9 protein-coding genes and 1 pseudogene are annotated in these 24,405 nt (G+C 55.4%); 9 read left to right on the top strand and 1 reads right to left on the bottom strand.

Annotation, left to right across the window (positions count from 1 at the left end):
* The first annotated feature begins 161 nt into the window (after positions 1-161).
* From AAID99_RS05220 to AAID99_RS05185, 8 genes and pseudogenes are all read left to right on the top strand, one after another.
* Positions 162-1,364, top strand: a complete 1,203-nt coding sequence (locus tag AAID99_RS05220; RefSeq protein ID WP_188426403.1) for an acetate/propionate family kinase — start codon at positions 162-164, stop codon at positions 1,362-1,364.
* Positions 1,361-3,733 carry a phosphoketolase family protein gene (locus AAID99_RS05215; RefSeq protein ID WP_498493351.1) on the top strand — a complete coding sequence of 791 codons (2,373 nt, stop codon included), beginning with the start codon at positions 1,361-1,363 and terminating at the stop codon, positions 3,731-3,733. Before AAID99_RS05220 ends, AAID99_RS05215 begins: the two co-directional genes overlap by 4 nt.
* Positions 3,733-4,545: a Cof-type HAD-IIB family hydrolase gene (locus tag AAID99_RS05210; RefSeq protein ID WP_188426405.1), complete on the top strand. Its 813-nt coding sequence runs from the start codon at positions 3,733-3,735 to the stop codon at positions 4,543-4,545. Before AAID99_RS05215 ends, AAID99_RS05210 begins: the two co-directional genes overlap by 1 nt.
* Positions 4,546-4,573: 28 nt before the next feature.
* Positions 4,574-5,209, top strand: a complete 636-nt coding sequence (locus AAID99_RS05205) for a glutathione binding-like protein (protein ID WP_188426406.1) — start codon at positions 4,574-4,576, stop codon at positions 5,207-5,209.
* A 662-nt stretch (positions 5,210-5,871) separates the two neighbouring features.
* Positions 5,872-6,618 (top strand): annotated as a pseudogene (locus tag AAID99_RS05200) (transposase).
* A gap of 757 nt (positions 6,619-7,375) precedes the next feature.
* Complete coding sequence (locus tag AAID99_RS05195; RefSeq protein ID WP_498493350.1) at positions 7,376-7,984, top strand: RrF2 family transcriptional regulator; 609 nt, start codon at positions 7,376-7,378, stop codon at positions 7,982-7,984.
* Positions 7,981-8,373 carry a cupin domain-containing protein gene (locus AAID99_RS05190; protein ID WP_188426408.1) on the top strand — a complete coding sequence of 131 codons (393 nt, stop codon included), beginning with the start codon at positions 7,981-7,983 and terminating at the stop codon, positions 8,371-8,373. Before AAID99_RS05195 ends, AAID99_RS05190 begins: the two co-directional genes overlap by 4 nt.
* A gap of 12 nt (positions 8,374-8,385) precedes the next feature.
* A complete protein-coding gene (locus AAID99_RS05185; RefSeq protein ID WP_188426409.1) occupies positions 8,386-9,294 on the top strand; it encodes an NAD-dependent epimerase/dehydratase family protein in 909 nt (302 codons plus the stop codon).
* A 1,384-nt stretch (positions 9,295-10,678) separates the two neighbouring features.
* On the opposite strand, the gene AAID99_RS05180 is transcribed toward AAID99_RS05185, so the two are convergent.
* A complete protein-coding gene (locus AAID99_RS05180; RefSeq protein ID WP_188426410.1) occupies positions 10,679-11,002 on the bottom strand; it encodes a hypothetical protein in 324 nt (107 codons plus the stop codon).
* Positions 11,003-12,298: 1,296 nt separating this feature from the next.
* Between AAID99_RS05180 and AAID99_RS05175 the strand changes: the two genes are divergently transcribed.
* Positions 12,299-24,292 carry a DUF4347 domain-containing protein gene (locus tag AAID99_RS05175; protein ID WP_498493349.1) on the top strand — a complete coding sequence of 3,998 codons (11,994 nt, stop codon included), beginning with the start codon at positions 12,299-12,301 and terminating at the stop codon, positions 24,290-24,292.
* The last annotated feature ends 113 nt before the right edge of the window (positions 24,293-24,405 follow it).

The following is a 24,405-nucleotide window of genomic DNA, read 5'->3' as shown; positions in this document are numbered from 1 at the left end:
ATGCTAGATTTCCACTCTAACGCTCGGAAATACATGGGAAATTTGCGAATTGGGGTAAATCGGGTACCCTATTACGGACGTGTTATGTTTGAACCGCCGATAGATCACGCGGTTTAACACTCGGATGTCGGCAATGGCGCCGGGTATTTCGAGGACGGTACGTGTCTCACAGCAGAACCATTCTTACGCTCAACTCGGGCTCATCGAGCATAAAGTTTGCTCTGTTCGACGAGGCGAGTGCGACTGAGCGATTGCTCTCGGGGTTGGTCGAATACCAGCCCGGGGGCGCCATCTTGACGTCGCGTACTCCGGATGGAGTCAGCAAGCGTATGGTGATCGAGTCTGGTGATAACCAGACCGATGCCCATGGTCAGATGATCCGACATGTCCTGAACTTCGTCGAAAATCATGATAGCGGTTCAAGCATTGCGGCTGTCGGCCACCGTGTGGTCCATGGTGGGCCCCATTTCGAGGGTCCGACCCGTGTCGATCGCGAGGTAATCGGGCAACTTGAGGCTCTCGTGCCTCTCGCCCCCCTTCATCAGCCTCCCAGCATTGCTCCGATGCGCCTGCTGATGGAGCAGAAGCCAGACCTGCTGCAGGTGGCGTGTTTCGATACGTCATTTCATCACACTATCCCGACAGTGCGCACGCGTCTTCCTCTCCCGGCAGAACTGCTCGACGGGGGCGCGCGCGTCTATGGATTTCACGGGCTTTCCTATGATTTCATAGCGAGTGAGCTTGAGGCGCGTTTCCCCACCATCGCGCATAAACGCGTTCTCGTTGCGCATATCGGCAACGGTGCCAGCCTTTGTGCCCTTGTTCATGGGCGCAGCACTGCGACGACCATGGGGCTGACGGTTCTGGATGGCCTGATGATGGGAACGCGCTGCGGAACCATTGATCCCGGCGCCATTCTCTATCTTCTGCAACAGAAAAACATGTCGCCGAAGGAGGTTCAGGACACTCTCTATTACAAGTCCGGACTGCGCGGTGTTTCCGGGCTTTCGAGCGATATGCGTGTCCTGCGCGAAAACGACGCCGACGAGAATGTGCAGCTTGCGCTCGATATGTTTGTCGAGCGTTTCGTGCAGCAGGCAGGTGGCCTGATCGCCCAGATGGGCGGGGTCGATGCCATCGTCTTCACGGGCGGTATCGGACAGCACGACGCCGCTTTCCGGCGCGCTGTGTGTCAGAGACTCAAATGGCTCGACGTTCAACTCTGCGAAGACGCGAACCTTGCAGGCCGTCCCACGATCAGCCAACGATCGGGACGGGTCATGGTGCTGGTTGTTCCTGCGGATGAGGAAACAACAATCTTTCGCCAAACAAAAAAAATAATGGAAGGAAGTCACAAGTCATGACCGAAAAAGGTCCGCTTTCAACAGCGCAGCTCGCTCTTTTCGACAAGTGGTGGCAGGCTGCAAATTACCTCTCGGTTGCCCAGATCTATCTTCTGGACAACCCGCTCCTGCGTGATCCGCTCAAGATCGAGCATGTGAAGCCACGCCTGCTCGGCCATTTCGGCACGACGCCTGGTCTGACGCTGCTTTATCTGCATCTCAACCGCATCATCAAGGAGCGCCAGAAGAGCGTGCTCTTCATCGCAGGTCCCGGCCACGGGGCTCCTGGCGTTGTTGCGGCAACCTATCTCGAAGGCACCTATAGCGAATACTTCCCGGAAGTTTCGCAGGATGTCGAGGGCCTTGGCCGTCTGGTCAAGCAGTTCTCGTTCCCCGGTGGTATTCCGAGCCATGTGGCGGCGACCACACCCGGTTCGATTCATGAGGGCGGTGAACTCGGCTATTCGGTTTCCCACGCCTATGGTGCGGTACTTGATAACCCTGATCTGGTCGTTGCCTGTGTCGTCGGCGATGGTGAAGCCGAGACGGGGCCGCTTGCGACCTCCTGGCACAGCAACAAGTTCCTTGATCCGCGCAATGACGGCGCCGTTCTGCCGATCCTGCATCTGAATGGCTACAAGATCGCCAATCCGACGGTTCTGGCACGTATCCCGGAAACCGAGCTGCTCGATCTGTTCCGTGGCTATGGCTACGAGCCGATCATCGTTAAGGGCAGCGATCCTGACGTCGTGCACCAGGCGATGGCGAAGGCCATGGACGAGTGCTTTGACAAGATTGCGGAAATCCAGAAGCGCGCACGTACCGAAAACTCGGGCGAGCGTCCTACTTGGCCGATGATCATCATGCGCACCCCCAAGGGCTGGACGGGTCCGAAGGAAGTCGACGGGCAGCGTTGCGAAGGCTACTGGCGCTCGCATCAGGTGCCGCTGACCGACATCGAGAAGCCGGGCCATCTGAAGATCCTCGAAGACTGGATGCGCAGCTACAAGCCTGAGACGCTTTTCGACGAGAATGGTCGTCTGCAGGCTGAAATCGCAGCGCTTGCGCCTGAGGGCACACTGCGCATGAGCGACAATCCTCATGCCAATGGTGGCCAGCTGCGCCGTCCGTTGCGTATGCCGGATATCGAAGGTCACGCCCTGACAGTGCCGTCACCCGGCGCTGTTCAGGCTGAAAGCACCCGTATTCTCGGCTCGTGGCTGCGCGACGTGATGCGCATGAATCTCGAGAGCCGCAATTTCCGCGTGCTGTCGCCGGATGAGAACAATTCGAACCGTCTGAATGACGTGCTTGAAGTGACCAATCGCGCCTGGACCGCAGAGACGCGTTCTTACGACGATCATCTTGCTCCCGATGGTCTGGTCATGGAAATTCTCAGCGAGCACACCATTCAGGGCTGGCTCGAAGGCTATCTTCTGACCGGTCGCCATGGCTTTTTCTCGTGCTACGAGGCCTTCGTCCATCTGGTGGACTCCATGGTCAACCAGCATGCGAAATGGATCAAATCGGCGAAAGAAGTTCAGTGGCGCCGCCCGATTGCCTCGCTGAACTACCTGCTGACTTCACATGTCTGGCGTCAGGATCATAACGGCTTCAGCCATCAGGATCCGGGCTTCATGGATCATGTGGTGAACAAGAAGGCCGATATTGCCCGCGTGTATCTGCCGCCCGATGCAAACACCCTGCTGTATGTGGCCAAGCACTGCCTTGAAAGCTGGGATCGCATCAATGTCATCGTGGCCGGCAAGCAGCCCGAGCACCAGTGGCTCGATATGGACGCAGCCATCGCTCATTGCAGCCAGGGTATTGGTATCTGGCAGTGGGCGAGCAACGACAAGGGTTATGAGCCCGACCTCGTGATCGCCTCTGCTGGTGACGTCCCGACGGTTGAGGCGCTCGCAGCCATTCAGCTTCTGCGTGAACACACACCTGACCTCAAGGTGCGTTTTGTGAACGTGGTTGATCTGATGACCCTGCAGTCGCCCAGCGAGCATCCTCATGGCCTGGACGATGTCATGTTCGACAATCTGTTCACCAAGGACAAGCCGGTACTGTTCGCGTTCCACGGCTATCCGCAGCTTGTGCATCGCCTGATCTATCGTCGCAGCAACCGTGCAAACTTCCATGTGCATGGTTTCCGCGAGGAAGGCACTACAACCACGCCGTTTGACATGACTGTGCGTAACAACCTTGATCGTTACCACATCATCCTGAACGCCGTGCGCCGTGTGACGTCGCTCTCGGGTCATGCGGCCTATGTCACGCAGATGATCAACGACAAGCTCGTCGAGCATAAGCGTTATATCGCCCAGTATGGTCAGGACATGCCCGAAATCCTGAACTGGAAGTGGCAGGGGAACAGGGGCTGATGTCGGGACCGGTTCAACTCGTCCTCGCCGATGTGGACGGCACGCTGGTTACTCAGGACAAGATCCTGACGCCACGCGCCATCCGCGCCGTCCATGCCCTGAGAGATCGGGGCATAGGATTTGCCATTACGAGCGGCCGCCCCCCTCGTGGCATGGCGATGCTGATTGAACCCTTGGCGCTCGAATTGCCGATCGCCGGTTTCAATGGTGGCGTTCTGGTCCATCCGGACTGGAGCGTCATCGACACCAAGCGCCTGACCCATGCCCAGGTGGATACGGTTCTCAAGATCATTCGTGATCATGGGGCCGATCCCTGGATCTACACCAGTCATGACTGGTTCGTGAGCGACTGGGATGCCCCTCATGTGTCGCGTGAGGAGTGGACAGTGAAATTCGCCCCGCGCGTCGATGATGTCTCAAGGCATCTCGACGATGTGGTGAAAATCACCGGGGTCAGTGACGATCTCAAGCTGATGCAGAAACTCGAAAAGGACCTGCAGGAAGCTCTCGGAAAGACAGCCTCTGCGGCGTGTTCGCAGCCCTATTATGTGGATGTCACCAATCGTGACGCCAACAAGGGAGGGGTTGTTACCACTCTTGAAACCCTGCTCGACATTCCCGCATCAGCAATGGTGACGATGGGCGACCAGCCTAACGATATGCTGATGTTTGCAAAGAGCGGTATGTCGATCGCCATGGGGCAGGCCAATGACACGGTCAAGGCTGCAGCAACTCACGTCACCTTGTCCTGTGAGGATGAAGGATTTGCGATCGGCCTCGAACGCTATGTGCTTGGAAACGTTACCGCCTGATCTGCCTCACAGAACAGGATAGTGCCCAGTGATCGATCTCTATTATTGGCCGACCCCCAATGGCCACAAGATTACGCTGTTTCTTGAGGAGGCCGGTCTCGATTACCGGATTATCCCGGTGGATATCGGCAAGGGTGACCAGTTCAAGCCCGATTTTCTCAAGATCTCTCCTAACAACAAGATGCCGGCTATCGTCGATCATGAGCCGGCGGATGGCGGTGCGCCGCTGAGTGTCTTCGAGTCAGGTGAAATCCTGCTTTACCTTGCGGAAAAGACGGGGCGTTTCCTTTCGTCTGACCCTCGCAAGAAGATTGCGACGCTCGAATGGCTGTTCTGGCAGATGGGAGGTTTCGGACCGATGCTCGGCCAGAACCATCACTTCGCCCTCTATGCTCCAGAAAAAATCCCATACGTGATTAAGCGCTACCAGGATGAGACGAAACGCCTGTACGGGGTGCTCGAGACGCGACTGAAAGCGCAGCCATTCGTCAGTGGGGATGAATATGGCATTGCCGATATGGCGACTTATCCCTGGACGCGCACCTGGAAAGAGCAGGGCATCAATCTCAACTCTTTCCCCATGATCAAGGCATGGCGTGAGGCAATAGAAGGCCGTCCCCCAACGCAGCGTGCCCTTGCGAAAGCTGAGGAAGTGAAGCGCTAAGCCAAGATTACGGGCTGGGGGCCGTCACAGCTCCCAGTCTGTGATCGACACGCTTCCGGGCCCCATGACCGAATTGAGGCGTTCGATGCTTAGCCAATCAAATACAACGTTTCCCTCTTTGGCAGAGGGTAGCAAGCGAGTGACAGTCCTGGCTCATCGTCGGTCAGACCATTTTGCGTTGCAGCGATTACGGCGCGCGGCGACGATGCCTGCTCCATGCCTGCCGTAAGCCGACAACATGGAGCAGCCCAATATTGAAGCACATGGAAGAGCTCCAGAACCAGAAGTTCATAGTTCTACCGGGGAAGCAGATCTGCATCGGTGCGAAGGCTATCCCGCGCAAAAGATAGAAGGCGGTGATGCCGCAGAGTATGGTCCGCTGCAAAGGAAGTGATGGCAACACACTAGCACCGATCGCGCGATACAGGACAGGCCCAAACCAGATGCATGCTAGATGCAGCAGTGCCGCAGAGGAACTGCAACAGGGGGCGGAAATTAAGATCATATTTTAGCTATAATTCAGAATAATTTTTACATTAAAGTATTAAACTGCAAATACTTCTACGATATGGTGCAGAAAGGCTATGTCCTCATAGCCTTTCTTTAAAGCTTTTGATGTATGATTCAAGCTTTGGATCTGAACGTCAAAACAGGAATTCGCAGTGGCCAGGACTGCCCGAAAGACGAAGCGCTGTTCGTCCGACATGATAGGCGAGGAATAGGAGCGGTTCGCCCGCCCGATGCATGAAGCGGAGCATATGGGTCGTCCGCCGGAAGTCGAATTCCGAGAGGTGTTCAAACTGGTACGCTATCTGGCCCGCTCGGGCTGCGGCTAACTCATGCTGCCGTTCCCTTTCCCTTTCGGCCACTGGTGCACGATCAATGGCAGGTTCCGCGAATTGACGCGAGGGTTTTTGCTTTAAGACCATCCATGACGGTGAACCTGTGCTCGACCAGAAGTGAACGGGGGAATAAACGAGCCCAACAGCCGGGCTAATCTACAGCCAAAGCATAGAGGACAAGCCCTCAAAAACAAAAGATTATGATGCTGGTGAGAAGATCGTGGGCTGTAAGCGCCATATCGCCATTGATCCTGGCGGGCGTCTTCTGATGATTATTTGCTTTCGACCGAAATCTCAGCCACTGCCGCCGCTGGGTCGATCCTAGATGCGATTCGCAAGCGCTGGCCATGGGTCTAAAGCATCTGCCTGCCGATGGTGCCTATGCCGGCGTCCAACTGGTGGATAACCCAGCCGACCGAATTTCATCGTCTAGATCATGGCCGCTGTGACGGAACGAAGGTCTTAAAGGTTCTGCCCCATCGATGGGCTGTGAAACGCACCTTTGACTGGATAACTCGCTCGCGGGGTCTCGAACGGGACTACGAGCGCCACATCAACGCCTTATAGCCAATGACCCTCGCAGCTAAGGGGGCTTACCGTAATCGCGGAAACGCTTATCCATATTGCCCTAAGCAGGCCTGAAAGTTGAGGTTTGATAAAGAACATTTAATGAAGTATTTTTTTTGTATATTTATATCGAATTTATGTCACGGATAAGTAATTCGTATTGCTGCAAATGATGCTGATAGTTGATGAAAAAATGTATTACAATGAAGTCGAAATGGAAGAATCTGCAAGATAAGCGGTGTTTTCAGAGGGAACGCCAAACCTCGCTTCAGCATCTCTATATATCAACAGGAATGTCATGAATGTCTCTTTCGTTTTCAAATAGCCCCCAGACGAAATCGATATTGAGGCAATTGAGTTGATCGTGACTTATATTTTTTCCAATCTTTGGAGGTGGATCGGAAAAATCCAGACCGAGTGGAGTGTGTCGGGCGAGGCTCACCCAAAAGGGGGTGGAAAACAGATCTTTTGCCGTGATGCGTAGGCTTTAAACGAGGATCCATCGAAATATTTTCTGTTTTTTGGTGGAACTCTTATTGTTCGTTCGGTCGAACTTGGTTCGGCGAAAGCTTCGTCAAAGCACTCTCGCAGTTGCAAGCTCGGCTCACGATTGGGTCGGACGCAGCACAGCGTTTGGACGTAAATTTTGCTCAGCTTTCGACTGATGGACGCAGGCCGCAGCTCATACAGGATATTGGGTCGTGCGGATCTGTTGAGGTGAACGGTTAGATGGCACACTTCCACACGTCCAGTCGGAATGAGCCTCTTGCGAATCATAACGCGGACTCATATAGTCCGCGTTATGGCACTCTACGGCGCAAGCACTGAATATGTTCTTCACAGCCTGATCTGGCTTGTTGAAAACAACGAACCCGTCAGCAGTCTCGATCTGGCTGAGTTGCAAGACATACCTGCAGCATTCATGGCCAAGCTTCTCCCGAAGCTGGAAAAAGCTGGGCTGCTTGTTGCGTCCGAGGGAGTGCGGGGCGGGTATAGTCTTGCCCGGCCTGCCAGTGAGATCAGCATTCTGGCGGTGGTCGATGTGATTGAAGGGCGAAAAAGCCTCTTCAATTGTCAGGAAATCAGAGGCCGATGCGCCTTGTTTGCCGAAGACCCGCCGCGATGGGCAACCCAGGGCGTCTGCGGCATTCACGCCGCCATGCTGCGCGCCGAACAAGCGATGCGACATGAGCTGGCACAAATCACGCTGGCGGATCTGGCCGGGCAGGTGCGCGAAAAGGCCCCTCCGCATTTCATTGGCGACGCACAATCCTGGTTCGATTCCAGGATCAAGACACGTCGTCGTGGTGCCGCACGCAAAAACAAATCTCTGAGAAACAAAACGACGATAACGAGGTCATCATGAAGAAATATCTCTATACAGTTGCAGCCCTTCTACTCCTTGCTGGAGCTCAGGCACGGGCAGAGACGCGTGTAACGCCCCTGATAACGCACGATCTTTCCGGCATTCCAGGAAAGGAGGGAGCTATGCTTGTGGTGGATTACGCTCCTGGAGGCAGCGACCCGATCCATCGTCATAATGCCTCGGTTTTTGTGTATGTGCTTGAAGGGTCGGTTGTCATGCAGGTGCGCGGCCAGAAGGCGGTAACGCTGACGAAAGGCGAGACATTTTTCGAAGGGCCGAATGACGTCCATCTCGTTGGGCGAAACGCCAGTCAGACCAAACCCGCAAAATTTCTCGCCTTTTTCGTCAAGGATGCGAGCACGCCATTTGTCCTGCCGGAAAAACACTGAGGGTTATCTGCTATGAAAATATTCGTTGCAGGAGCCACAGGCGCTTTGGGGCGTCCTCTGATCAAACGTTTGCTCGCTGCCGGTGTCGAAACCTATGGATTGGCGAGCAAGCCGGCAAGTGCCGCCCTTATGGCTAGCATGGGTGCAACACCGATCAGCGGCAATGCCCTTGACCGGGAGAGTCTTTTTGATGCGTTGCGAGACGTGCGCCCTGATGTGGTTATCGATCAACTGACGTCCTTGCCCTCCGATCCTGCTGAGATGCCTGAGCGGTTACCTTTCGATCGGCAATTGAGGCTCGAAGGGGGGGGGAATCTTTTCGCCGCAGCAGAGGCTTTTGGTGTCAGGCGCTATATCCAGCAATCATCGGGTTTCTATCTCGACGGGGAGGGACAGCTTGCGACCGAAGCTTCGGCACTTCGTATTGCGGCCCCGGGGCACATAGGGCAAAGCGCGAAAATGTACGCAGAACTTGAGCGCCGGGTTCTGGGGGCGCGGTCGATGGAGGGGGTCGCCCTGCGCTATGGCTTCTTTTACGGTCCGGGCACGTGGTACTGGAACAAGGGTCCGCTTTGCGAGCGTATCAGGACGGCGCCCAGCCCGATCTTCGGGGCTGGGAGCAGTAAATTCTCGCTTGTCCATGTTGATGACGCAGCGATGGCTACCGTGTCTGCATTGTGCGCACCGTCTGGCGTTTACAACATTGTAGATGATTACCCGTTGGAGGTGACAAAATTCATTGCAGCTCTCTCAAAATGGCTCGGCGGGCCGCCGCCCCAAAGGATCGGTGCATCGGAAGCCCTGAAGACGATGGGCGCGGAGGCGCTTTATTATCATAATGAGCTTTCAGGAGCAGATAATCGAATGTCAAAAAAGGCTCTCTCTTGTGAGTTCCGGCACAATCCATGGCTTGCTTCCTGAGTATCCACCAGCTCATATTATGGCAGTTGCTTCAGTTGCCTTGCGGAACCTCGTTATGGGGCAATTACATTGTCCGAAGGGCGAGCGGGCTTCGCGTCTGGTCTAAACGTCTCTGAAAAAACGTCGTGTTGAGCGCCGGACATTCTCCCTGACCGTAGCGTCAGTTGCCTTCCAACAGGGCGCGGCAACTGCGCAGGGTTGCCTCACGGCTGCGAATACTCAGCTTGTTGTCTTACGAACTGCTGCGCTGGAAGACAGCTTGACGATAAGCAGTTTCTACGGGAAACCCCAATTGCAAGCCCGAGAACGATTTGGGGAATGCTGCGCCTTTGACCCCCTGCGTCCGTTTGGCTTAAGTGGTCAGGCTGTGGATTGCGCATGCAGATGATGTGTAGATTGTTGTCGATTGAGCATTTCCAACTTGCTGTGCGCCGCAAATTGCCCTGTTGGACCTGCCTTGCGGAAGGAAGGGGAAGGGAGCTGTCTATCATCTTCGCAAGCGCCAAGGGGGTTCGACCTTAGTGCACATGACTGTCGTAAGACTCGTTTCGGAATGTGATAACATCTCTGTCTAAATCAGGAACGAATATCTTTGGGAGGCTCTCCTAGGTTTCGTCCCACGAAGCGTCCATTATAGTGTGGATCTGCGTTTTCCGAGCCTCCCTATAAGGTACAGTCAGGGTCATGTCACAGTAGGAGCGAATACTGCACTGCGTTATGAGGTTATCTCGCAAGGCTTCAGGTATGTCCGCGACTTCGAACATCTTACCTCCACCAATCTCTTCGCAATAGCTTTCGAGACCTGTGACATGGCACTGCACGAGTTTCAGGCGTAGCTCGACGGGGTGTCTCGCCAAGCTGGTGCGACGAGAGGCAACGCCAGCTAAAGCCAATGCCGATAGGATGAGTGGCACAACGACGTAGTTTCTACGCATTTTACCTCAACAGGCTGCTGCCATTAGGTGAAATGTCAGTCGTTAAAAAAACGTGTCCGTGCTGCACTTTATCCCTTGCGAGGCGCCTCACTCATCAAGCCTTATTTTTTTTGGTAGAACTAGCCTCGCCAGAAGGACGACAACGCAAGCGACGAGCATCACATTAGCGAGGAGTAACACTCTGTCCTGTATAAGGCAGGTTCCCTCGAGGTTGAGAACCTGCAGCAGGCACGAAGCAGCCCAAGCCAGACCAGTCGCGCAGAAGAGGATGATTGATTTCGTCATTGCCGGTTGCTTACGCTGTTTTTTAACATTCGGGAAGCGTATTATTGCGAATCCATTACAAAAAAAAGGCATAAAAGACAGGAATATCAAACGATCCCTCTCTTAAATTTTGAGAACTTCCCGCATTTCGGTGGGATACGGTTCTGGTTATAGTGGATCGGGCCTCACATCGTCAGTTTCCACTCCATTCGAACGATCCGACAGATACCTTTTTTAATGCTGATATCTGACGGCACCGTGAGCACAACATCGCAAGGGATAGTCGCCCCGCATTCCGTTAAAAATTGCTCCCGATATTCCTCGGGGATCTCCGCTATTTCGAAACCGTTGGCACCATATTTTTCTTCGCAAAGTCCCGTTTTATCGAGTGTGTGGCAATTCACATCTTTCAGATTTAATTCTGCTGTGTGCTCCTGCTTCTTGTGGCAGGAACAAAGGCACGAGGTAAAAATCATCGCCGTAGCCATGGTTGTGATGTGAGATTTCATAATGCGCCCTCGTGACAGTGAGGCGCCATGAGCGCGGTTAAATGGTTAACGAAACGTTCTCTGTCGCAGAAAACTGTGAATGTTGCATTGTCTGGGAGCGATATTTTCACTTAGACGGCCTAGGCCGCGCCGTGATGATCACGGATGGCGATGACGAATTTTTCCCGAGGTTGCTGCCGCATTCTGTCAATTATTTTGCGCGGACCGGAACAGGCCCGAGAGGGAACGGGGGTGGCTTCCAGGTCAACATGCGCGGGTATCCCGGTTTTAGGGACGTTGCGAAAGCGCTCGGTTTCATGCCTATCCATATGGACCTTCGTATCGACGCGGCATCTCGCATCATACAGTGAACTGGCTCGAATCTTATCCTTGCTACGAATTTGATGGTTGCCGTCATCTCTTATTGCAGACCTCATCAGTCAAAATATCCTGATTTAGAGCATTTCGAGGGATTGGGGATGTCTCTTGCAAGCCGTATTTGCAAGGCATATCGGTTTTGTCCTGAGAACTGCAGTTTGCAAAAAGCTGCCGTCAAAAATGCGATGAGAGGCATCTCACAAGGTTAGGGGACTTTATAAAACTAGCCGAACACGCTCAGATTGCTTGACTACCGACTAAATCAGATCGCCCATTTGCGGCATTTTGGATGAATATGCATAAGCCTCGGGCTACCTCATCAGCTTATCCTGCGGGTGAGGGACCGCCGCAAATGGCCTTGGACACGCAAGAGACCTCGGTCACGTGATTGGCGATACAATGTGTGTGCAGAGGTCTGATGCTTGGCCTATGAGATATTGTAACGGCAAAGCAGATCATGGCCTAGAATTATATTTTTTAAATATTTAATGCGGGAAATACACAACCGTGTAAATTTTACTCGAATACTTAAATTAAAGAAAGGAATAGATTCTATTTTAATAAGTCATAATGATCTAGAAGGGAGTGCGAGATTGCCATAGATAATACCGTAGTGATTTGGCGTTAAATTAACGTGTTTCATGACAAAAATGTGAAAAAATGATGTGCCAAAAAAGTTTCTTATTATCGCTAATTTAATTCATAACATGCAACATATTGTAATCAATGCATATTAATTATCATTAACCAATTGGAAATAGGACAAAACGTTAAAATATGTAACCGCCGTAACGATATTTTTGACGTGGTGGGCGGATTTGAGCGCTGTTGTGCACTCGAACCTCAACGCGGAAAACTCGAGAAGGGTGTGTTTGCGTGCGAAGAATACTTGAACCTCGTAGGGTCTTCGAAGGACAAAATCTTCATCACGAGCACGTTGTGGCACCAATCAGCGATCATCGCGCTGAAGGAATTCGTGTTTCTCTAGGCGTGGAGAGAGCTCCTGAAACCGCATCGCATTCAAGCCGATCTCTCGCCTTTATCGACACGGGGGTTGCCGACTGGAGGACGATCGCTGACGCGTTGCCTACGGGTACGCGGGTTGTGCAGATCGCCCCCGGATCAGATGCGCTGAAGCAGATCACGGACGTTATCAACCAGTCGCAAAATCTCGAAACCGTCAGCTTCATTTCGTACGGTAGTGAGGGAAAACTGTCTCTGGGCAGCGGCTTTGATCAGAAGACGCTGGAAGCGAACAGGGACGAGATAACCTCTTGGTCGTCACATTTCGCCAGTGACGGGCAGATCCTGCTATGGGCGTGCGACACGGGTGAGGGCGCCAACGGACAGAGCCTTGTCAATTCTCTTCACGATCTGACCCGGACCGATGTCGCCGCAAGTTCTAACGCCGTAGGCGACAGCGCTGAAGGCGGCGACTGGACACTCGAAAGCAAAAGCCGCGAATTTATCGTGCATGACGTTTTCGGCGCGTCTGGCGTTGCAGGATATCACACCGTTCTGGACCAGGCCCAGCCCACGGTCACACTGTCGCATTCCGACAGCGTTGTTCCTGTAGGTGGGACGTTCACCGAAACAATCTCCTTTTCGAACACGGCGTCGAACGCGGTTGGCTACGGTCCATACATCGCGGTTCTGGAGCCGAAGACCGAAGGGAAGAGCGCGGCGTTGCAATCGCTCACCTATCTCGGCAATCCGATGACACTGCAGCGCGTTTCAGTAAGCGACACGATTTCCGGCCATGAGGGTCAGTTGGGGGTAAACAATCCCTATGTCCGCGATGCAAATGGCAAACAGATTTTCATAGAAGCGCCTTCAGGGGCTTCTGTTGGCGACAATATCGTTTTCAGTCAATTGCCCTTCGGAAGCTATTCTCCCGGCCAGCCCGCCGCTGCGATACAGGCAGTTTTCAAGGTTGATGCAACCGCATCTGTTGGGTCTGCAACCCTGCCGATTTCAGCGCTGGGGGGATTTTACCTCGGTCAGGACGCGCAGAACAACCCGTCCGTCGACGCGCCCATCTCAGGCACCGCCGTGACTGATCCGCTCGATACCTCGCTCGTGACAGTCAGGACGATATCTCAGACCACAACCGCCACAGATAACGCAGAGACAGCGACCGGTTCGGATTTCCCGATCACCTACACCACAACCATTACCCCGGCACCGGCCACCAAGGATAACAATGCACCGATCAAGAATTTTCAAACAGTCATTACCCTTCCGTCGAACACCGTTTACCTGCCAGGCTCCACGGCACCACAGGTTCTCTATGCCGACGGGACGGTGGTCCCTGACGCCCAGGTGACACTTGTCTCCAGCGATAACGGTTACGGCGCAAAGTTCAGTGTCACCATCCCGTCGCTCGACGCGAGCGCGACCAATGTCAGGGTCTCATTGCAGGCTTATGTGCCCCAGAATAATGCGGATGGCTCATCGGTTCTCGGCAATTCTGGCGCTTCTGCCAATGTTGCCGCACCCGACGTCACCTACTCGGCTGATGACTGGACTTCCGGTAATGGCACGCAGGTACCGGTATCGGGTAATGGCGACACGAGCAGTGCTGTTGTGACCGCCAAATCGGTTGCGCTGCAGAACAGTTCGCAGGATATAACGACCGGCAATACACCCGGTTATGTCCTGCCTACCGATACGATCAGATATACTGCGGCAATTCAGACCTCGGATTTCAATGCGCTTAGCAAACCGGTCATTACTCAGGACATCGACGATGGCCAGACCATCGATCCGGCTTCCAGTCCGGTCTTCACTTACTCGGTGAAAGGCGGCGCAAAGCAGACGCTGAATCTCGGCACGATAGATAATGCCAGCACCCAGACAATAAATGGTGATAACGTTTATGTCAGCGGTAGCAATAACCTCTGGTCCTTCGAAAGAGACAGTCAGACAGGCCATACAATCGCGCGTTTCGATATCGGCAAGGCCATCGCCGACGGCCTGCTTCCGGCCGGTGCGACAGGTAGCCTGACCTATCAGGCAAAAGCGCTCACCCATTATGCAAATGGCACCGCCACTACCGGTACGCTTCTTGCCGGGTCCGATGCGCTCAGGGGTACGGACAGTGTTCAGGGTGACTATGCCAATGCGGATGGGTCGTCTCCAACGGATACCTCACAGATTGGTGATGGGGGGCAGACAGGGCTGGTCGTTCCCAATGGTAACGCCACGATCAAGGTTGTGGCGGTCAATGGCGCAAGCGCCGACGCAAGCGCTATTCGCCCTGGCGATCAGGTCACCTATGCCCTGACTTATTCCATGCTTTCAGGCAATTACAACAACCTGCACCTGACTTCCTACCTCCCGCAGCAAGTCTATTCCGTTACAGATCCGACCCAGGCCGGTGGCAACGGTACGAGCTATAGCCAGTCAGATAGCAACTCGGGCTTTCCCCCCAGTGGACAATACGCTCTGGTCTCCGCGCCGAAAGGGGTGAGTATCAGCGGCGGCGCAACAGCCAGTGCCGGGTCCAACAGCCTCGATTTCGGCTTGTCGCAATCTTCGGAAACGCCAGGAAACTCCGCTGTCACCATCTATTTCACAACCACGGCCTCGAATGCGCCGATGGCGGATGGTCTACCCCTAACCAATATGGTGCAGGGCGCGCTTATCAATGGCGGCGGAAAAACGGTCGTCTCACAGCAGATTGCGGGCGCCAGACTGGCTGAACCTGCCCTGAATACGGTTACAGGAATCGTGTCTGTGGTGGATGATGGGGGCAATGCCAAATCGCTCCAATACACCAATCAGAAAGATGGCACGGTCGTAGATCCGTCCACCGTGTTCAGCAAGGCTGGGACAACAGGCGACCCTTTCGTCAAGGGCGCTCCTGATGCATCGTCAGCCATCGATAACCTCGATATGATTGCCATCAACGCCAATGCCTCAAAGCAGATCAATGGCGGCGATACGATACGTGTTGCAACAACTGTCAGCAACACGGGCGCCTATGCCGCTTATGACGTCTTTCTTGCAGGAGTCCTGCCGAGCGGGATCACGGTTGACGACGTCAGCAATTTCCAGGTTATTGGACGCGACTCTGACGGCAACCAGATCAACTACTCAACTGACAAGAGCGCCTATTTCAGCTCCGGCGGTGCGCGAATAATTGCGACCTCAGCAAACGATCCCGTCCTCTACGCAACGGGAGATGCAGATCATCGTGACCTGTTGACTGTCATTTACGACATCAAATTGCCGCAGGCGGTGGTTCTGGGCCAGACGCTTCAGAACACAGGTCTTGTCGCAGCATTCTCAAATCGCGCAGGTGGTGATAATTTTGTAGATGGTACAGGCTCCGATCCGGCGGGCGATACACTCACGGATAGCGCGCAAGCCGTACTTGCAAGTCCGACAATCACATTGAGTACGAAATACCCAGCGTATAACAGCCCGACCGGTGATGCCGGCACGAATGTCGTGCCAGGTGAAACGCGTGAAATTACCGCTGTCGTGTCGATACCAGAGGGACAAATCAGCAATAACGGGTCGAATGTGACCATCACGGTTCCTCTGCCCAAGGGTATGATCGTCCTGCCCGGCAGTAAGGTAACTGTCCAGATCGGTGATCCAAACTCGTCAGACAGTTCGTCCGCGAGTTATGACAGCAGCGCCGTAGCGAGCGCGGATGGCAAGACACTCACCGTCTCTCTGGGAACATCCGTCTCTAACACCTCCGATGACAGCAAAAGCACTTACAGCGCTAAGGCCGTCACGGTTGATTTCAAGGCCACTTTTCCCGATGGGCAGGACAACATAGGGGCCGCACCCGATACGACATACGATACTGTCTCACAGCTTATTTATAGTGGTGGCCCGGTAGGCTCTAATTCGCTGCGCTTCACGCAGATTGACCCTGATGTCGTTGGCACCCTCACGAGCGATGGTGGAACTGCGATGTATAGTGGTCAGACAGTGACCTATACATATTCACTGCAGAATAACGGCAAATCGATCGCTGAAGACCTCACGCAGATCCTGTCTCTGAGCAATCTGACCCTCGTCAGTGGCTCAGCGAGCGTTCAGTCGGGATCTGGCGTTTCCATCACTGAAAACAGCGATGGAACACTGACGATCGGCGGTGTAAACAACGCGCTGTCCGTTGGAGCAAAGACTGTCTTCACTTTTCAGGCGAAGGTAAAACCTGGCCAGGCGGCAGGGACGGCAGATACTGTCAGCACCCAGTCCGGCAGCTACAACAGCATGCCGAGTCAGAGCACTGTGGCTAATGCTAATTCGTCGACAGGGCATAAATTCAGCCTTGCGGCCAGCGTTTCAAATACGATCGATACCTATAAAAACCTGCAACTCACGATCGTGGGTGAGTCCAACGGCAACCAGGCCAGTGAATCGTCCCCGCAAACCAGCGTGACGACGCCAATCGGTGATATTGTCCGCCTCAAGGGCTCTGTCGATATCCCCAAAGGATCGAACCATATCGAGCTCTCTGTTTCGATCCCTGCAGGCGTCACAATTCCGACCAATGACGTCGATGCCCTGGTGGGGGATATGCGCGTCGCCTTTCTGAGCACAAGCGGTCAGATCACGTCGTCCAGACTCGACAAAGATGGCACCAATAGTCAGATCCAGGTCAAGGAGAACGGGTCACGCACTGACCCGGCCAATGTTACGCCCACCGCCAAAGTAAATGCCGATTTTGTCAAAAACTCTGTCAAGATATCCAATGGTTATCTGGTAATCGATTTCGGTACCGTCTCGAATGATGACAGCACCTCGGTCGCCAACCAGATCATTTTCGAGTTCAACGGGATTATCGCCAATACGAGCGCCAACACGGCCTCAGGCAAGACGGCCAACACCGAGGCCCTGTATATCGGCGACCGTGCGGATGCGCCCGGTATCGGGGGGGCGCCCTCTGCACCGGTTACGCAGACCGTCGTCGAACCCAGCATATCGATGACGCAGGTGCAGACCGGTTTCGATACCGCAACCGCTACTGCAACCTATACCGTAACCCTCACCAATAATGGCACCAGCCCGGCGTACCGTGTGCAGGTTAATGACCCCCTCGGCGACAATACGACCTATGTGACTGGCAGCTATACTGGGTCTGCCGATAACACCGTTACGTCTGATACGTCCGGGCTTCATGTCTCGATCGGCAGCATCGGTAATGCCGCCGGCTCCAATAGCATCAGTTACACCTATCAGGTGCAACTGACCGACAAGACGAAGCCGTCGGCAACTCACAACTCGACCGTCACTTATGAAGGCCTTGTCAGCGCATCTCCTCAGACGCTGAACGATACGACCGGCGACAAGGCAAGCTCGGCGACAGGTGGACGTACGGGTGTAAGCCAGACCGATGTCAATAACTACGTCGACACAGAGAGTGTTGGCCTTTCGGTTGTTTCCGGGCAGCTCTTTCAGGCACTCGGCATCAAGGGGGCGGTGCCCAGTTACGACAGCCGCCTTGATACGCCACTGGCAAATGTCACTGTCACTGCAACGGCTGGCAAGATCACCGAGACGACACAGACCGATGCCAACGGCAACTTCACTTTCTATGGGCTGCCTAACGGTCAGGTAACGATCACCGCTCCGCAAACAGCGAACAGTGCTACGTCGAGCCAGAACCTGCCTGCCTATGAGACCAATATCTACGTTACTAGCGGCATCGCTGGTTCAGCCATCTCAAAGTCGACAGCTGCCGGCAATACCATGCCGGATGTCTCGATTGTCTATCGCCTTCCCGATCAGGCACCTGTCATCGCCAATGCCGACCAGAGCACGGTGCTTACGCAGAATGCGGGCGTGGCCGGCGCCATGTTCCACACGTCTTCGGGCGCAACCAGCGCGGTCACAGCATCAGACGCCGAACTGGACAAGCTGATTTCGGTCGACGCGAGCACTTACAGCTATTCAGGCAGTGTGCTGACGGTGCAGCGTTATCAGGCCAATAGGAAAACGCCAGCACCGAACGCAAACGATGTTTATGGCGGGCAGAATGGCCTTACCCTCTCGAACGGTAGTGCCATACTTGGGGGCGTCACTATCGGTACCTACACCGTCAAGAGCGGTGTTCTGGCTCTGACCTTCGGCTCCGGGACCACAAGCCAGACGGTCACTTCCGTACTGCAGAATCTGACGTATGCCAGCACCGCCACATCGACTGACCAGACCCTGACAACGCTGGGGGTCACGATTGATGATCACAACAATGCCAAGGACAACGCCCAAGGAACCGGCGGCATAAAAACGAGCACGCCCGTCTTCACGGTGTTCAATACGGTTGCCACCAAGGCGAACAACATCTCTTTCGACGAGCCGAATAACAGCGCTGCGTCAACTGCGGCGAGTCAGATCCCGCTTCCGGCACTTTCTGGCAATGCTTCAATCAGCAAGGTGTCGCTCTCACTTACAGGCGCTGCATCGGCAGGGGAGGATCATCTTGCCTTCACCGCCAGCGCCGCGACCGGCAATATAACCAGTGTCTATGACGCTGCGAGCGGCACTCTTACCCTCTCATCGGCCAATAACACCGCCACCCAGGTGCAGTGGAACAAGGCGCTCCAAGCGATCAGTTATTATGACAGCAGCGACACGCCCTCGACCGGCACGCGCATGCTGACTCGGACCGTTACGCTTTCGAATAGTAACGTCTTGACGCAGAGCAACGCCGTCACCATTGCCGTTGCCGCCCATGACGATTCACCTGTGCTCGACACGACAAAGCCCGTTGCGCTTGTTTCGGTGAGCGAAAATCAGTCTGGGGTGCCAGGCCTGCCCTCAGGCGCGGTAGGCACCCTTGTCTCGGCGCTGATAAACGCCCAGACTGTTATCGATCCCGATGCCAACAACATTCATGATGGATCAACCGGTTCTGTGCCGGGTATGGTGATTACGGGCGCGAGCACACAATTCGGCAGCTGGTATTACACTGTTGATAATGGCGCGCACTGGCTTGCTTTCAACGCAAGCGCGGCCGATACGGTCTCGAGCACCAACGGGTTGTTCCTGCTAGCTGATTCGCAGACACGTGTAGCCTTTGTGCCAACTGCGCAAAACTTCAATGGCAGCATTCCTAACGCGCTGACTTACCGTGCCTGGGATCAATATGACCCGCATGCAAACGGAAGCTTTGCAGCCCTGCCTACTATCGGATCTTTCGGCTCTGGCACCGATGCGGCGGCCTCGTATTCCTCTGCTCTGCAGACGCTGCCGCAGACGGTCATTGCGCTGAACAACGCGCCTATCGCCAACGGCAAGGCATCGCTCGGAGATGGTACAGAAGGTCAGCCCGCTCCCGTGAAAAGTGTGGCGCAGCTGTTCGGTGCGCAGTTCAGTGACACGGCGGACGCCCAGAAAACCGCCGACAACCCGACAGGGTCGGAGGCTAACACCCTCGCGGGTATTGCTCTGGTCTCCAACCCCACGCCAGATGCCGAGGGTCATTGGTCCTATTCGACGGACGGTGGCAAGACCTGGATATTCATTCCGACGGATCTGAGTGAGACCAATGCGCTGGTTCTGGGCAGCAATACGCTGCTGACCTATCAGGCGCCGCCCGATTTCAATGGCGCACCGCAGCCGCTAAACGCGCACCTCATCGATTCTTCATCCCAGATCCCGGTCTATGGTGCGGTAACGGGAGAGGCGCTCGCGGGCACCAGCACGGCGCAAAGAAACGTAGATATCAGCAAAAATCAGGGTGGCGATAGCGCAGTTTCCCTGAATACCGTGCCTCTGGGCACAGCAGTGTCAGCGGTCAACGACGCCCCCATCGTCACCGGCAATGCTACTCTGGCCAATGGAACAGAAGATCAGGGTCCCGAAAGCACGGGACAGTCGATCGGCTCGCTATTCGACACGAAATTCAGCGATCGGGCCGATCAGCAACAGACCGCTGATAACCCCACCGGTTCGCAAGCCAACACCCTCGCAGGGATCGCCATCGTTTCGAACACGACCCCGGTGTCAGAGGGCCAGTGGGTGTACTCGACTGATAACGGCAAAACCTGGTTGCCCGTGGGAAGCGTTTCGGACAGCAACGCTCTGGTGCTTAGCCGGGACATCAAGCTGTCCTTCTCGCCCTCTGCCAATTTCAACGGTCAGCCCGCCCCGCTCGGCGAGCGTCTGATTGATAGTTCTGCAACTCAGGTGTTCGGGACCACCACCGGCGCAATGATCGCTCAGGGTGGTATTGTGCAGCAGGGTGTGGATGTGACCAGCAATGGTGGCACGACGGCTGTCTCTGCTGGCCAGTCATCTCTCGGCGTGACTGTGGCCTCGGTTAACGATGCCCCGGTCGTTTCGACAAATCAGGCTGGCCTGCCGGCTTCCATCGAGCACGGCCCTGTTGTTTCCGAGAGCGTGCTCACCCTGTTCGGTAACAATTTTGACGATACGGCCGACCAGCAGCAGAGCGAGGCCAATCCTGCCGGATCCACAGCCAATATATTGGCTGGTATTGCAATTACGGGCAACACCACCCCGTCTTCCGAGGGGGCGTGGCGCTATTCCATTGACGGGGGCAAGACGTGGGTAGCGGTAGGTACGGTTTCGCCACACTCCGCGCTCGTTCTCAACGCCAATGCGTTGCTCACCTTCACACCGGCGCCCAATTATAATGGCATCCCCATGCCGCTCAGCGCCCATCTGATCGATAGCTCCACGATGCCGGTCTTCGGGGCCACGACAGGGGCGTTCGTCGCACAAAATAATGTTGCCCAACCGGGGGTGGATGTAACCAGCAATGGCGGCATCACCGCCATCTCGTCGGCCAGTGTCGACCTCAGCACGTCTGTCACGGCTGTGCATTCATCACCACGAGCCACAAGCAACGTCGCATTCGGCACAGGGACTGAAGATGACGGTCCCGTTTCCGGCAAAAGCGTCGACGCGTTGTTCTCTTCGTCTTTCGACAGTTCGGCCGACCGTCAGAGAACGCCACAGAACCCGACCGGCTCGGTGGAATCCCACCTTGCGGGTATTATCGTAAGCGGTAATCCGACCCCGGTCTCCGAAGGTTTCTGGCGCTACTCCATTGATGGCGGCAAGACATGGACAGCGGTTGGTCAGGTTTCAGCAGCCAATGCCCTCGTCCTGAGCAAGAGTGCGCTGCTGGATTTTGCCCCAGCTTCCGACTTCAACGGTGCACCGATGTCACTGCAGGTGCATCTGGTAGATGACAGCACCGAACAGGCGACCACCTCGATGAGGGGCTCTGACATTGCGGCGCTGGCTACGGCGCGGCACGATTATGTGCCGCTGTTTGGTGGAGAGAGCGCAGTAAGTGCCGATATAATCGGAATCGAAACGATTATCGCGCCCGTCAATGACGCCCCAATAGCTACGGGCATGGCCACACTACCTGCTGGCATGGAAGATCAGACACCGGTTGCGCAAAGCGTCGCCACTCTCTTCGGTAGCAACTTCGACGATAGCACAGACCAACAGCTCAACGTGAACAATCCCGCGGGGTCGGAGGCCAACATTCTTGCGGGCATCGCCATAACGGCCAATACCACGCCGGTCTCCGAGGGAGTATGGCGTTACTCTACCGATGGCGGCAAAACCTGGACCGCTATCGGTACGGTCTCTGACGCCTCGGCTCTGGTGATGAGTGCCGACACGCTTTTGTCGTTCGTCCCGGCGCCGGACTTCAACGGCCAGCCGCCACCACTTACCGCGCATTTGATCGACAGCTCTACGGTTTCGGTTTTCGGCACCACGACAGGGGCCATGATTGCTCAGGGTGGCCTCGTTCAGTCTGGAGTGGATATTCGCGATAATGGCGGCACGACGCCGATTTCCGTTGCGAGTGTCGATCTCAACACAGCGATCGTGGCGGTAAATGATGCCCCTGTGGCTAAAGGCTCGGCAACACTTCCGACCGGGATGGAAGATATGGCGTCGCCAGCCCAGAACGTTGCCACCTTGTTCGGGGCCAGCTTCAATGATGCTGCGGACCAGCAGCAGAGCACAGCCAACCCGACGGGGTCGCTGGCCAACACCTTTGCCGGTATCGCCATCACGGCCAATCCGACCCCAGTTTCCGAAGGGGTATGGCGCTACTCTACTGACGGCGGGCAGACTTGGACCAGTATCGGAACCGTCTCAGATAGCTCAGCGCTGGTACTGAGTGCCGATGTACTGCTTTCGTTTGCCCCGGCCCCCGATTTCAATGGCGCCCCCCTGCCGCTCAGCGCCCACTTGATCGACAGCTCTGCAGTTCCGGTTTTCGGTAGAACGACAGGCCAAGTCATCGCCCAGGGTGGTGTCGCTCAATCCAATGTCGATGTAAGCCAGAATGGTGGTACGATGGCCGTGTCGGCCAGTACGGTCGATCTCAATACGAGTATTGCGGCCATACCTGATGCACCAACGGCTTCCGGTGTGGCCTTTCTGCCGGGCATAACGCAGGACGGAGTGCCGCAGGGGCAGACGGTCGAAACCCTGTTCGGACCCGGGTACGGAAATACTTCCGACCAGCAGCAAACCGCTATCAACCCGACAGGCTCCGTCTCGGTACCCATTGCTGGTGTAGCCATCGTCGGCAATCCGACACCGACCTCCGAGGGAAGTTGGGTCTATTCCACCGATGGTGGACAGCACTGGATCTCAATCCCGACATCGATCGATCCGGCGCATGCGCTGATCCTGCCGAAGGACGTGCTTATTGCCTTTGCGCCTGCGCCGGATTTCAACGGGGCGCCTCTGCCTCTCGATGGACGGCCGATCGCCACAAATAATGCACTCATCACCCCGGGCCTGGCGGGCAATGCGCTCAAGAACGTTGTACAGAATATTGATCTCTCCAACCCCGATCCCAACGGAGCCGTCGCCCTTGACGCCATTCCACTCAACACAACAGTCCAGGCCAACCTGCTGCGCCCGGAGGTTATGCCCGGTGATGGAAACATCAACGTGCCCAATGGGGGGGGCAACCTTCACGATCTGATTTCCGACCGATTTACGGATTTCAGGCGGAATCAGAAGACCGCGCTCAATCCGACAGGCAGTACAAGCGATGTGTTCGGCGGGATTGTCATCACGGCAAATCCGACTCAGCCCTCTGAAGGTTCCTGGCGCTATACTACCGATGGCGGCAAAAGCTGGGTTGTCATTCCGGTGGAGGTATCGCCGCAGCACGCTTTCGTAGTGCCTGCCAATGCCACGATCATGTTTCAGGGCTCTGGTACTTTTACTGGCAGTGCCACGCTGGAAGCACATCTCCTGCGGAACAATGTGGCCACTATCGGATTTCTCGACACTGGTACCGGACCATTTGGCCATACGTCGGCTCAAGCACTCTTCCTGACCGGCACCGCTGCTGCACAGGATGTTGGTGCACGCTTCGGTTTGCCGCGACTGACAACCGATACACTGCGCGAAGGCTTTTCGGCTTCGGCACTTGCGGAGCCGGTCGTACAGGCCTGGCTTGGCCCTTATGAAAAGACGGGACTGACAGACACACCCTCTGGCTGGCTGCGCGGTACCGACAGGCAGGCTTTCGTTCTCGTGCAGACGCAGGATGCGGTCTCAATTGCAGGCGTGTTCGACAGCAGCGGTCCGCTTGCTGCTCTCGAGATGCGAGCGACACAGAAAAACGGCGCACCCTTGCCAGACTGGATCATCTTCGACCCGTTGACAGGCTGCTTCACCGTTGTGGCCCCCATAGAGGCTCCGGACTTTGTAGATCTGAAAGTAGAGGCACGCGACACTGCGCTTCGCTTTGCCGAGAGCAGTATCCGTATAACGATCGGGCGGGACCCGATGCTGGAGCTTCTTGGTAATGTGCCGGAACTGGCATCCCCGACAACTTTGAATACCGCTACGAATGGTCATCGCCCGCTACGTCATCAGTTGCTGCGCGCTGCGCCCTCGGCGCAGCCCATACCTGGCGGACGTGCAGCGTTACGCGGACGGTCGTGATGCCAGACACTTCTGGAGCCCAGCATTGACGCTCCGCTTAAAGCGCGGGGGCCGTATTTTTTGCTCCCGGCGGTGCCGGGCGGCTCACAAACAAACTCTTTTCACTCCGAGGA

The sequence above is a fragment of the Asaia sp. Ae19-3 genome (assembly GCF_059801175.1).
Note: the sequence above shows the minus strand (reverse complement) of the source record. Positions and strands in the feature narration are given on the sequence as shown.

Coding starts and splice junctions, on each gene's coding strand:
- AAID99_RS05215 (WP_498493351.1), top strand. CDS start 1,361: ATGACCGAAAAAGGTCCGCTTTCAACAGCGCAGCTCGCTCTTTTCGAC.
- AAID99_RS05210 (WP_188426405.1), top strand. CDS start 3,733: ATGTCGGGACCGGTTCAACTCGTCCTCGCCGATGTGGACGGCACGCTG.
- AAID99_RS05195 (WP_498493350.1), top strand. CDS start 7,376: ATGAGCCTCTTGCGAATCATAACGCGGACTCATATAGTCCGCGTTATG.
- AAID99_RS05190 (WP_188426408.1), top strand. CDS start 7,981: ATGAAGAAATATCTCTATACAGTTGCAGCCCTTCTACTCCTTGCTGGA.
- AAID99_RS05185 (WP_188426409.1), top strand. CDS start 8,386: ATGAAAATATTCGTTGCAGGAGCCACAGGCGCTTTGGGGCGTCCTCTG.
- AAID99_RS05180 (WP_188426410.1), bottom strand. CDS start 11,002: ATGAAATCTCACATCACAACCATGGCTACGGCGATGATTTTTACCTCG.